The 12,025-nt window shown below is 70.3% G+C and carries 9 protein-coding genes; 3 read left to right on the top strand and 6 right to left on the bottom strand.

The genetic code is table 11. The annotated features are described in order from the left end of the window. Positions 1 to 2: 2 nt before the first annotated feature. Both AC3RJ7_RS15705 and AC3RJ7_RS15710 read left to right on the top strand, forming a co-directional pair. On the top strand, positions 3 to 896 hold the full coding sequence (locus AC3RJ7_RS15705) for a ParA family protein (protein ID WP_491456974.1): 894 nt from the start codon (positions 3 to 5) through the stop codon (positions 894 to 896). Continuing rightward, the gene (locus AC3RJ7_RS15710) at positions 896 to 1,879 is read left to right on the top strand and encodes a ParB/RepB/Spo0J family partition protein (protein ID WP_491456781.1); all 984 of its coding nucleotides are present in this window, start codon (positions 896 to 898) and stop codon (positions 1,877 to 1,879) included. The genes AC3RJ7_RS15705 and AC3RJ7_RS15710 overlap by 1 nt, the downstream gene beginning before the upstream one ends. Positions 1,880 to 1,960: 81 nt before the next feature. Here AC3RJ7_RS15710 and AC3RJ7_RS15715 read toward each other — a convergent pair whose 3' ends face one another. The 6 genes from AC3RJ7_RS15715 to AC3RJ7_RS15740 all read right to left on the bottom strand — a co-directional run bounded on the left by AC3RJ7_RS15715 (position 1,961) and on the right by AC3RJ7_RS15740 (position 10,127). After that, on the bottom strand, positions 1,961 to 2,923 hold the full coding sequence (locus tag AC3RJ7_RS15715; protein ID WP_491456782.1) for a D-alanine--D-alanine ligase family protein: 963 nt from the start codon (positions 2,921 to 2,923) through the stop codon (positions 1,961 to 1,963). A 53-nt stretch (positions 2,924 to 2,976) separates the two neighbouring features. Next, a complete protein-coding gene (locus AC3RJ7_RS15720) occupies positions 2,977 to 4,329 on the bottom strand; it encodes an aminotransferase-like domain-containing protein (RefSeq protein ID WP_491456783.1) in 1,353 nt (450 codons plus the stop codon). A 144-nt stretch (positions 4,330 to 4,473) separates the two neighbouring features. Continuing rightward, entirely contained in the window at positions 4,474 to 4,797 is a 324-nt protein-coding gene (gene trxA / locus AC3RJ7_RS15725; protein WP_491456784.1) for a thioredoxin, read from the bottom strand. A gap of 81 nt (positions 4,798 to 4,878) precedes the next feature. Next, positions 4,879 to 5,853: a thioredoxin-disulfide reductase gene (trxB, locus tag AC3RJ7_RS15730; RefSeq protein WP_491456785.1), complete on the bottom strand. Its 975-nt coding sequence runs from the start codon at positions 5,851 to 5,853 to the stop codon at positions 4,879 to 4,881. 142 nt (positions 5,854 to 5,995) lie between these two features. Continuing rightward, entirely contained in the window at positions 5,996 to 7,621 is a 1,626-nt protein-coding gene (murJ, locus tag AC3RJ7_RS15735) for a murein biosynthesis integral membrane protein MurJ (RefSeq protein WP_491456786.1), read from the bottom strand. Beyond that, on the bottom strand, positions 7,614 to 10,127 hold the full coding sequence (locus tag AC3RJ7_RS15740; RefSeq protein WP_491456787.1) for a DUF6049 family protein: 2,514 nt from the start codon (positions 10,125 to 10,127) through the stop codon (positions 7,614 to 7,616). Before AC3RJ7_RS15740 ends, murJ begins: the two co-directional genes overlap by 8 nt. A 76-nt stretch (positions 10,128 to 10,203) precedes the next feature. On the opposite strand from AC3RJ7_RS15740, the gene AC3RJ7_RS15745 reads away from it, so the two are divergent. Then, complete coding sequence (locus AC3RJ7_RS15745) at positions 10,204 to 11,640, top strand: CCA tRNA nucleotidyltransferase (RefSeq protein WP_491456788.1); 1,437 nt, start codon at positions 10,204 to 10,206, stop codon at positions 11,638 to 11,640. Positions 11,641 to 12,025 lie beyond the last annotated feature (385 nt).

The raw sequence follows: 12,025 nt of genomic DNA on the forward strand, positions 1-12,025 counted from the left end.
CGATCGATCACGGAGGAACTCCCCTGGCCTACGAACTTGCCGACGAAACGCGTCGGCGTATCGCACTCGAGGAGGCCGTGCTCCCCAAGCCGGCCAAGACCCGCGTGCTCACGATCTCGAACCAGAAGGGCGGCGTCGGCAAGACGACCACCGCCGTGAACCTGGCAGCGGCACTCGCCCGTTCGGGCGCGCGGGTGCTCGTCATCGACCTCGACCCCCAGGGGAACGCGTCGACCGCCCTGGGCGTCGACCACCGATCCGAGCAGCAGAGCGTCTACGAGGTGCTCGTCTCCGATCTTCCGCTCGCTGAGGTCATCCAGCCGTCGACCGAGCACGAGGCGCTCGACTGCGTGCCCGCGACCATTCACCTCGCCGGTGCCGAGATCGAACTCGTGTCGCTCGTGGCTCGCGAGCAGCGGCTTCGGCGCGCGCTCGACGCGCACCTCGCGTCGATGGATGAGCCGTACCACTACGTGTTCATAGACTGCCCGCCGTCGCTCGGACTGCTCACGATCAATGCGTTCGTCGCCGCCCGCGAGGTTCTGATCCCGATCCAGTGCGAGTACTACGCGCTCGAGGGTCTGTCTCAGCTGCTCAGTAACATCGAGCTGATCGAGAAGCACCTCAATCCCGAGCTGCGCCTCTCGACGATCCTGCTCACGATGTACGACTCGCGCACCAATCTCGCTCAGCAGGTCGCGCAGGAAGTCCGCGACCACTTCCCCACCCAGACGCTCGAGACGATCATCCCCCGGTCGGTTCGCGTGTCTGAGGCACCGAGCTATGGACAGAGCGTCATCAGCTACGACTTCGCGTCGAGCGGATCGCTGTCGTACCGAGAGGCAGCGGCCGAGATCGCCCGGCGCGGCGCTGCGAACACCGAGGAGTCGAACTGATGGCAAGCAAGCGAACCGGACTCGGCCGAGGCATTGGTGCGCTCATCCCGACCGTCGACGAGGGCTCCCGGGCCAACCGGCCCGTCGACGTGTTCTTCCCCGACGCCGACTCGACGCCGGCGACCGCGGTCGCCGCGGTCGAGCAGGCCGCCACGGCCGAGGAGCTCATCACCGTGCCCGGTGCGCGACTCGCGCGCCTCGACCCGAATGACATCGTGCCCAATGCGGTGCAGCCGCGTAGCGTCTTCGACCCCGACGACCTCGCGGAACTCGTGCACAGCGTTCGCGAGTTCGGCGTGCTCCAGCCGATCGTCGTGCGTCCCCACCCCGACCAGTCCGGCAAGTACGAACTCGTCATGGGAGAGCGTCGACTTCGCGCAACGAAGGCGGCCGGTCTCGAGACCATCCCCGCGGTCATCAAGGACACGGCCAACGAGGACATGCTGCGCGATGCGCTCCTCGAGAACCTGCACCGTTCGCAGCTCAACCCGCTCGAAGAGGCGTCGGCGTACCAGCAGTTGCTCGCCGACTTCGGTATCACCCAGGAGGAACTCGCGAGTCGCATCGGTCGCTCCCGACCGCAGATCTCGAACACCCTCCGACTGCTGAAGCTTCCCGAGGCCGTCCAGCTCCGAGTCGCCGCCGGCGTCCTGAGCGCGGGTCATGCGCGTGCGATCCTCTCGGTCGGCGACCCCGATGAGATGCAGCGGTTCGCCGACAAGATCGTCAACGAAGAGCTGTCGGTCCGGGCTGCGGAGTCCATCGCCTCGCAGGAGCCTAAGGCCGCGGCCCGAGTGAAGCCGTCGGCGGGCAAGCGTCAGGATTTCCTGGACGATCTGGCCACTCGCATGGGCGACCGTCTGAACACGCGGGTCAAGATCGGATTGGGCGCCCGGAAAGGCCAGATCAGCATTGATTTCGCGACCGTCCAAGATCTTCGCCGCATTCTGACGGAACTCGGCGAGGAACTCGACGGCGTGTGAGCATGTTCCGCCGGGAGAATGGCTCCTGACGAACTGAAATCACGCAGAATCGGGCCTGTCCTTCGGGGCAGGCCCGATTGTTCATGCGCCCGAGCGCGCGTGCGCTGAACGCACGAGTGAGCTGTACAGCTCCGAGGCCGTCGATCCCGACGCCTCGATCGCGAGCGGAACGAGGGACGTCTCGGTCAGGCCGGGGAGCACGTTGGCCTCGAGGAACCAGGGGGTGCCCGAGGCATCCACGATGAAGTCGACGCGGGAGAGGTCTCGCAGCCCGAGGGTCGAGTGCGCCGTGATCGCGGCGGCCGTGGCGGCGGCGAGGTCCGCCTCGCCGAGACGCGACGGTGCGTAGAACGTGGTCTCCCCCGCGTTATAGCGAGCGTCGAAACCATAGACCCCCGCGGTCGGCTCGATCTCGACCGCGGGCAACGCGGTCGGGCCCGCGCCGGTGTCGACGACCGGGATCGCGATCTCGGTGCCGGTGATGCGACGTTCCACGACGGCGACGTCGTCGTAGGTGAATGCTTCGACCATCGCACGCGCGAGGCCGTCGGGGTGGTCGACGATCGAGACCCCCTGGGCCGAGCCACCGGAGGCGGGCTTCACAACGAGGTCGCCCTCGAGCCGGTCTCGCACGACGCGCAGCACGCTCGCGGCGCCGAGCTCGCGGAAGGCCTCGTGCGAGAGCACGATCGACTCGGGAACTGCGACACCCGCCAGCGCGAGCAGTGAGCTCGCGACCGGCTTCGACCACGCGCGGCGGGCAGCCGCTCCCGTCGAGCCGACCGTGGCGACCCCGAGGGCGGCGAGCAGGTCGAGCAGCGATCCGTCCTCACCGCTCGATCCATGCAGGGCCGGGAATACGACGTCGGGTCGTTCGGTCGCGAGGTACGGGAGCAGTCCGGCATCGGGGTCGCGCAGCACGACTCGGTGCCCGGCGGCCGTGAGCGCGTCGGCGACCCGGCGACCCGAGCGCAGCGAGATGTCGCGCTCATGCGAGATGCCTCCGGCGAGGACGACGACGTTGAGGCCAGTGGATTCGCTCATGATCAGGTATTTCTCCAGTGCTCGAGTCGAGATGAGTCGGATGCTGCGTGAGGCTACTTGAGGTCGGACGGCGGGGCCTGTTCGACCCCGGGCGTCGGCGGCAGTTGCAGGGTGCCCGTTCCGGCGAAGGTGTCGAGCAGGTCGAGTTCGCCGTTGACGACGGTCGCGAGGCGGCGCACGCCGAGCCGGATCGCGTCGGGAGTCGGATAGCAGAACGACAGGCGCATCGCGTGCCGCCCTCGCCCGTCGGCGAAGAATGCCGTGCCGGGCGTATACGCGACCAACTCCTTCACGGCGCGGGGCAGCATCTGCTTCGAGTCGAGCACGTCGGGCATCGTGACCCAGACGTAGAAGCCGCCGTTGGGATTCGTCCACGACAACTGCGGGAGGTACTCCCCCAGCGCCTCGATCATCGCGTCCTTCCGTTCGCGGTAGACCCCGCGGAACGTGTCGATCTGGCCGCGCCAGTCGGCGGTGGCGAGGTACTCCGAGACGACGAGCTGGCTGAAGGACGACGGGGAGAGCACGGCCGACTCGGCCGCGAGGATGAGCTTCTCGCGGATCGCGTGCGGGGCGAGTGCCCAGCCGACCCGGAAGCCGGGCGCGAGCGTCTTCGAGAACGACCCGAGGTAGATGACGCCCTCGGGGTCGAGGGAGCGCAGCGCGTTCGGCGCCGGTTCGTCGAAATGCAGGAGCCCGTATGGGTTGTCCTCGAGCACGAGGATCTCGTTCGCGCGGCAGATCTCGAGGATCTCGGGCCGTCGCTCGGCGGAGAGCGTCACGCCGGCCGGGTTGTGGAAGTTCGGGATGGTGTACAGGAACTTGATGCGCCGCCCCTGGCCGCGGAGGTGGGCGATGGTCTGGCGCAGCGCTTCGGGGATGAGGCCGTTCTCGTCCATCGCGACGTGCACGACGTTCGCCTGGTACGAGCGGAACACGCCCATCGCGCCGACGTACGACGGCGCCTCCGCGAGCACGACGTCGCCCGGATCGAGGAACAGCTTCGCGACGAAGTCGAGCGCCTGCTGCGACCCGGTCGAGGTCACGACGTTGTCGACGGTGCCGCTGATGCCCTCGATCGCCATGACGTCGAGGATCTGCTCGCGAAGCGCGGGGATGCCCGCCCCCCCGCCGTACTGCAGCGCGACCGGGCCCTGCTCGCGCATGACCTTGTCCATCGACGACGTGATGAGGTCTTGCGGCAGGGCGGAGACGAACGGCATGCCGCCGGCGAGCGACACCACTTCGGGGCGGGAGGCGACGGCGAAGAGGGCTCGGACTTCTGAGGCGGCGAACCCGGCGGCTCGCTCGGCGTAATTCGCGTACCAGGGGTCGAGATTGTTGCCGGTCCGCTGGGGGACGCCGTCAGAGGTCACTGCGCTATCCGTTCTGCTCGGGAGTTCCATGCTAGTTGCCGGGGAACCGCCGTCCTGACGGGGGCCGCAAGTGTGACGCGGCCGAGCGAACACGGGCCACGAGGCATCCCCGAGGCGACGAAAGACCCGTCCGGCGCCTGGCCGGACGGGTCTTTCGAACGAGGAGACCGCCGACTACGCGATGTAGGCGGCGAGGTCGGCCTCGAGGGCGGGCTTGGGCTTGGCGCCCACGAAGCTCTGCACGACCTCGCCGCCCTTGAAGACCTTGAACGCCGGAATGGCGGTGATCTGGTACTTCATGGCGAGCGACGGGTGCTCGTCGACGTTGAGCTTGACGATGTCGATCTTGTCGGCGTGCTCGGTCGCGATCTGGTCGAGGATCGGGCTGACCGCGCGGCACGGCCCGCACCACTCGGCCCAGAAGTCGACGATCACGGGCTTGTCGTTCTTCAGGACCTCCTGCTCGAAGGTGTCCTCGGTCACAGCGCGTGCGGTCATTGCGTTCTCCTTGGTTGAAACTCGTTGAGGCGGTTTCGTACCGACGACGCCCGATGCGGGTCGACGGCGGATGCCTCGTGGTCAGTCGATGACGGCGAACTCGGTCTCGAGCAGGGCCTCGGCCGCATTCTCGTTGCCGAGCGACGCGAGGTAGTGCTCGGCGTCGAGCGCCGCGGCCGCACCCGACCCGGCGGCGGTGATCGCCTGGCGGTAGTGCGGGTCGATGACGTCACCGGCGGCGAAGACGCCCTCGAGGCTGGTCTTGGAGCTGCGACCGGCGACCGCGATCGTGCCCTCGGGGGTCAGGTCGAGCTTGCCGTGCACGAGGTGCGTGCGGGGGTCGTTGCCGATCGCGACGAACAGGCCGTCGAGCGGCAGGTCGCGCTCGGCGCCGGTCTCGGTGTCGCGCAGGGTGACACCGGTCACGGCGGTTTCACCGAGCAGGCGCGCCACCTCGGCGTTCCAGATGAACTCGATCTTCTCGTTGTCGAAGGCGCGCTGCTGCATGATCTTCGAGGCCTTGAGCGAGTCGCGGCGGTGGATCACGTAGACCTTGTCGGCGAAACGGGTGAGGAACGTCGCCTCCTCCATCGCCGAGTCGCCGCCGCCGACGACCGCGATCGTCTTCTGGCGGAAGAAGAAGCCGTCGCAGGTCGCGCACCACGACAGACCGTGGCCGGACAGCACGTCCTCTTCGGGCAGGCCGAGCTTGCGGTAGGCCGAGCCGGTCGCGTAGATGATCGTGCGCGCCTCTTCGACGCCGCCGTTGCCGAGCTTGACGCGCTTGACCGGACCCTCGAGCTCGAGCTCGACGACGTCGTCGTAGACGACCTCGGTGCCGAAGCGCTCGGCCTGCTGCTGGAACGCCGTCATCAGGTCGGGGCCCATGATGCCCTCGGGGAAGCCCGGGTAGTTCTCGACCTCGGTCGTGTTCATGAGCTCGCCGCCGATCTCGACGGAGCTCGCGATCAGCAGGGGGTTCAGCTGCGCGCGGGCCGCGTAGATGGCGGCGGTGAATCCGGCCGGGCCCGAACCGATGATGATGATGTCGCGCAACGGGTGCTCCCTCTCGTGCAAGTGGCATCCGAGGCATCCGGATGTCACGCCATGGTCAACACAGTCTAGGCGGCGGGTATTCCGGCGGCCTGAACGCACCGCCTGCATGACGGATGCCTCGGCGCGGCGCCGATCGCCGAGGTCAGCCGCGCCGGAATCGGCGGAGCACCGGCTCGGCGAAGCCGCGGAGCTCGGGCGTGTGGATCATCCAGAGCACGCCGAAGTAGACCGCCGACATGAGCACGCCGATGACGGCCATGGAGAGGAGGGCCGGGATCAGGCCCGACATCGCGAACCCGTCGGGGGAGATGCCGCCGAGCAGTACGAGCGCGACGAAACCGACGATGACCGCGGGAACGGCGCCGATCGCGTACCGGACGAAGCTCGAGGTGATGCGACAGCCGTCGATCGTGCCGATCTTGCGGCGCAGCAGGAACGTCGCGAGCACGACTTGGGCCAGGCAGGCGAACGAGGTGAGCAGGGCGATGCCGATCGCGATGAACTCGGGCAGCACGTTGAGGAGCAGCAGCGCTCCGGCGCTGAACAGCACGACCTGGAAGAGCGTGAAGAAGAAGGGCGTCTTCGTGTCGCCGAGCGCATAGAACGTGCGTTGCACGATGAACAGCAGGCTGAACGGCACGAGACCGACCATGTACGCCACGACGATCGAGCCGAAGCCGAGCTGCGTCTCGTACGAGGCGGTGCTCGCGAAGACGGCGGCGAACGGGATGCCGCACATCATGAGCACGAGCGCAGCGAGCACGATGATGAGGCTCACGCCGCGCACCGCGCTCGAGAGATCTGCGCGCACGCGGTCGATGTCGCCGTGCGAGGCGTGCTCGCTCATGCGGGTGAAGTAGGCCGTGGCGATCGAGACGGTGATCACCGAGTGCGGCAGCATGAAGATGAGCCACGCGTTGCCGAGCGCCGCGACCGAGGCCGCCTGCCCCGAGGCGGCGCCGGCGACGTTCGTCTCCACGAGCCCGGCGAAGGTCGTGAGGAGCAGCATGCCGAACGTCCACGTCGCCATGCGGCCCGCGTCGCCGAGTCCGACGCCGCGCCAGCGGAAGTCGGGCCGGTAGCTCAGGCCGATGCGGCGCCAGAACCAGAACAGCACGATCGCCTGCACGGCGATGCCGAGCGTCGCCGAGCCGGCGAGCACGGCGATCATGGCCGGATCCCACGAATCGGCCGAACGGTTGCCGTCGGGGTCGCTCCCCCAGATCGCCATGAAGACGACGAGGCCGGCGATCGCGACCACGTTGTTGAGCACGGGCACCCAGGTGAACGGGCCGAAGCTGCGGCGGGCGTTCAGCACCTCGCCGAGGAGCGTGTAGAGCCCGTAGAAGAAGATCTGCGGCAGGCACCAGTAGGCGAAGAGCGTCGCGAGATCCCGCGTCGACTGGTCGAGCTTGATCCCGTACAGCAGGGTCAGGAGCGGAGCGGCGATCGTCGCGACGATGGTGATGCCCGCGAGCACCACGAGCGCGAGGGTCAGCAGCCGGTTGATGTACGCGCGGCCGCCGTCGGCGTGCAGGCCCGCCCGCACGATCTGCGGCACGAGCACCGCGCTCAGTACGCCGCCGGCGACGACCACGTAGACGGTGTTCGGCAGCTGGTTCGCGACCGCGAACGCGTCGGCGCTCGGCGACTTCGTGAGGCCGATCGCGCTCACGAGCACGGCGGCCTTCACGAAGCCGAGCACGCGGGAGACGATCGTGCCGGAGGCGAGGAACACGCTCGCGCGGCCGATGCGGTCGTCAGTCACTCTTCGGGTCCTCGGGTTCGGAGTCGTGCTCGGGTTCGGAGTCGGGCTCCGGTTCGGAGTCGGGCTCGGGTGCGACGTCGGGTTCCGGCTCGGCGGCGGATTCGGCCACGCGCTCGGCGTCTGATGCGGATGCGACGTCGGATTCCGGCTCGGCCGCAGCCTCGACCTCCGAGTCGGTCCCGGCCGAGGCATCCGTCACCGGCTGCTCGCCGGCCTGCACCGCCGCGGCGCGCTGGCGACGGCGGCGGCGGATGTTGCGCCAGATGCCGAAGCCGAAGAAGAGGACGACCGCCGTCGCCAGGATCACGGCGCCGAGGCCCTCCCAGTCGGCCTGCACGTTGCCGCTGATGTAGACGGTGCGACCGATCGGGACCCCGGTGGTCGACGTCAGCGAGATGGCGATCGTGACCTCGCCGCGGCCGACGCCCGCGGCGATCGGGACGTTCACGGTGCTGCGCGACTCGGCGGGGATCGTCTGCGTGACGCTCTCCTCGACCACGAGCCGCCCGTTCGACGGATCGGCCGAGACGACCACCGTGACGGGATACGGCAGGGCGTTGAGCACGGTGATGGGCAGGGGCGTCTCGCGCGCGAAGATGTTGACGCTCGACGACGGCACGACCGAGACGCCGCCGAGGGTCGCTCGTCGCGCCGCCATCCACTCCGCGGTCGCGGTGCTCCACGCGGCCGGATCCTCGAGCCACGCGACATCCAGCAGTGCCAGCAGGTCGCGGCGCACGGGGCCGGTGAGCAGGCGCGGGTCGTCGAGCACGGTCGAGAACTCGCCCACCTGCGCCTCGAGGTCGAGCATCCGCTGCGTGGTCAGCACGCGCTGCTCGTCCTCGGGTTCGTCGACGAGCGTGCGCGCGACGGGCGGGGCTCCGATGGCGCCCGACAGGTCGGTCGGCTGCACCGCGGCGTCGCCGTCGAGCTGCGCCAGCGTGGCCGCGACGTTGTCGGAGTGCTCGCCGGCATCGCGGTCGAACGTCGCGAGCACCGCCGGCCGTTCGGTCGCGGGCGCGATCGCGAACTCGGCGAGCAGGTGCCCGGTCGCCGAGCGCCACGCGGTATCGCTCTCGGCGGCGGTGGCCTCACGCAGGGACGGGGTGAGGCGGCCGTCGGCGACGAGGGCGGTCGAGCCGTCGATCGAGGCGGTGGCCGAACCCGCGGAATCGCCCGGCACGACATTGCCCGGGGCGAGGATGGTCGTCGTCAGCCCCGCGGCGTCGAGCCGGCCGAGATCGCCGGCGGCGACCGTGTCGTCGGCCGGCCAGGCGAGGTCGGTGCGGGTGTACGGCCAGTCGAGGAGCGCCTCGGTCGACGGCACCTCGCCGGGCACCGGGGCCGTCTCGGTCGGGGTCGGCGAGGGAGTGTCGTCGGGCGTCCCGGTCGGCGCGGTCGTCGGAGGGACCGTGGCGGGCACCGTCTCGTCGGCCGACGGCGTCGGGTCGTCGATCGGCGCCTGGCCGCCGTCGACCTCGCCGTCCCCGTCGCCGTCGCCCGGGAGCGGCTCGGGTTCGGCCGGTGCCGTGAAGTCGGCGGGGTCGAGCACATCCGTGAAGCTCGTCGGTTCGAGCATCGAAGTGAGCCCGAGCTGCGCCTGCAGCGCGACGTCCGCGTCGGCGTACGCGAGCGGGAAGGTCTCGTTCGTGACGGATCCGAGCCGTTCGAGCCAGGCGATCGCCGACTCGGGGGCCGCACTGCCGAGCGCCCGGATCGAGGCGATGATGCGGGGGTCGATGCCGATCGCGACCGGGCGATCCGCGACGGCGTCGAGCTGGCGATCGAGCAGCCCGAGCGGCGCGGTCCACTCCTCCAGCGTCGCCGCATCGATCATTCCGGTCGTCTGCTCGGGAATCGTGAGCGGATAGACGAACGCGACCGTCGTCCTCGGGCCCGACGTTCCCGTCGGCGTCGCGAACGCGCCGGTGCCGGTCGCGACGACCGTGCCGTCGACGACGAGTTCGGCACCGAGCCCGATCACGGGCGCACCGGAGCCTCCGAGCGCGTTCGCGGGGACGGTGAACGAGACCGTGGTCGAACCACCCGCCGCGGTCGCCCGCGACTCGGTGGAACCGAGCGCGACGGTCGGCGGTGCGGCGCCGTCGGCGCTCGGGCGGAGCCAGGCGTCGAGCTCGACGCCGTCGTCGATCGGATCCTCCGCGCGGGTCAGCCGCACCGTCCCGGCGGCGAGCTGCTCCGCGGTCGCGTTGTCGACCTCGACCTGCACGGTGAGGGGGCTCCGCGGGTCGATCGTCGTCGACGTCGCCGGAGCGACATGCAGTTCGATGCCCTCGGCCTCGACCGGTGCGGCCTGCGCCCGCGTCGTGGCAGCTCCCCCTCCGGTACCGGCCTCGGAGGGCGTCGCTCCCCCCGCGAGGGCGAGGGCCCCCAGCGGGGCCGCGACGACCGCGACGACCGAGGCGGCGGCGACCCCGAGCGCGACGCCGCGACGTCGGGTGAGTCGATCGCCGCGCGCGCGCGCAGGGGTCGACTCGGCTGCCATGCAGGCGATTCTACGGGTCGGGGCCCGGGCATCCGCTCGAAGAGCGGGCGGAACGGCGCCGCTTAACATAGTGGGCATGCAGAGTGTCGCGGCAGCCCTCGACCGCCTGGCCGAGTCGGCGGCTTCGCCGACCGTCGCACCGCTCGCGGCGGCGTTCGAGCGGGCGGGCCGTGAACTCGCCCTCGTCGGCGGCCCGGTGCGCGACGCGTTCCTCGGCCGGAGCACGAACGACCTCGACTTCACCACGGACGCCACGCCCGACGAGATCCTCGCGATCGTGAAGCCCATCGCCGAGGCGCACTGGGACATCGGACGCCAGTTCGGCACCATCGGCGCGAAGATCGCCGGCGAGACGGTCGAGATCACGACCTACCGGGCCGACTCGTACGACGGGGCATCGCGCAAGCCCGAGGTCGTCTTCGGCGACTCGCTCGAGGGCGACCTCACCCGGCGCGACTTCACCGTCAACTCCATGGCGCTGCGGCTGCCGCAGCTCGAGCTCGTCGACCCGTCGGGCGGCATCGAGGACCTGCTCGCCGGGGTGCTGCGCACGCCGTCGCCGCCCGAGCAGTCCTTCGGCGACGACCCGCTGCGCATGATGCGGGCCGCCCGCTTCGCCGCGCAGCTCGAGTTCGAGGTCGAGGCCGGCACGCTCGACGCGATGTCGGCGCTCGCGCCCGAGATCGACCGGATCTCGGCCGAGCGGGTCCGTGACGAGCTGTCGAAGCTGTTGTCGACGAGGTCGCCGGCGCGAGGCATCCGCCTGCTCGTCGACACCGGGCTCGCCGACCGCGTGCTGCCCGAGGTGCCGGCGCTGCGCCTCGAACGCGACGAGCACCACCGCCACAAGGACGTCTACGAGCACAGCCTCACCGTGCTCGAGCAGGCCATCGACTACGAGATCTCGCGCGGCGTGCTCGACTCGCCCGACCTCGTGGTGCGGCTCGCCGCACTGCTGCACGACATCGGCAAGCCCGCGACCCGTCGGTACGAGGCGGGTGGGGCCGTGAGCTTCCACCACCACGACGCGGTCGGCGCGAAGCTCGTGAAGAAGCGGCTGCGCGCGCTGCGCTTCGACAACGACACGGTGGCGTCCGTCGCGCGACTCGTCGAGCTGCACCTGCGGTTCTTCGGCTACGCGGATGCCTCGTGGTCGGACTCCGCCGTGCGCCGCTACGTGCGCGATGCCGGGCCCGCGGAGCAGCTCGAACGGCTGCACATCCTCTCCCGCGCCGACGTCACCACGCGAAACCGCCGCAAGGCCGACCAGCTCGGGTTCGCCTACGACGACCTCGAGGAGCGCATCGCCCGGCTCGCCGAGGAGGAGGAGCTCGCCGCCGTGCGCCCCGAGCTCGACGGCCAGCAGATCATGGCGGCGCTCGGCATCAGGCCGGGCCCCGTCGTCGGCGAGGCCTACAAGTACCTGCTCGACGTACGCCTCGACGAGGGCCCGATCGGTCAGGATGCCGCGCGCGAGCGCCTCCTCGCCTGGTGGGCGGCGCGCGGCGCCTAGCGCGCCCGGCGCGCGCCGCGCTCGCCCGCGCCCGCGCCCTGCGCCCTGCGCGACGACTGTGACCGTTTCGACCGAGCGTGGCCGAGCGATCGGCAACGCTCGGCCGGAACGGCAACATCCGGGCGGCGGGCGAGCAGACGTCCCACTCGTCCTCCACAGGGGATGTCTCGGCGGGATGATCCACGGGATCTGACCCACCGCGGGAAACGGGCGCGCTGCGTGCCAGCGTTGCCGCGTGGACTCGACGGGCAGGGGCGCGACCGACCTCATCACGACGCGCGCGCTGGCGCTCGAAGGGCGCGACCCGCGGGCAAGCTCCCGAGAACTCACTCGCCTTCGCCGCGGGGTCTTCGTGAGCTCGGAGGCGTGGGCTGCGGCGGGCCAT

Source organism: Agromyces solani (genome assembly GCF_058349925.1).

Bases quoted from the DNA above. Each gene is read 5' to 3' on its own strand.
- AC3RJ7_RS15710 (WP_491456781.1), top strand. From the start codon at position 896: ATGGCAAGCAAGCGAACCGGACTCGGCCGAGGCATTGGTGCGCTCATC.
- AC3RJ7_RS15715 (WP_491456782.1), bottom strand. From the start codon at position 2,923: ATGAGCGAATCCACTGGCCTCAACGTCGTCGTCCTCGCCGGAGGCATC.
- AC3RJ7_RS15720 (WP_491456783.1), bottom strand. From the start codon at position 4,329: ATGGAACTCCCGAGCAGAACGGATAGCGCAGTGACCTCTGACGGCGTC.
- trxA (WP_491456784.1), bottom strand. From the start codon at position 4,797: ATGACCGCACGCGCTGTGACCGAGGACACCTTCGAGCAGGAGGTCCTG.
- AC3RJ7_RS15740 (WP_491456787.1), bottom strand. From the start codon at position 10,127: ATGGCAGCCGAGTCGACCCCTGCGCGCGCGCGCGGCGATCGACTCACC.
- AC3RJ7_RS15745 (WP_491456788.1), top strand. From the start codon at position 10,204: ATGCAGAGTGTCGCGGCAGCCCTCGACCGCCTGGCCGAGTCGGCGGCT.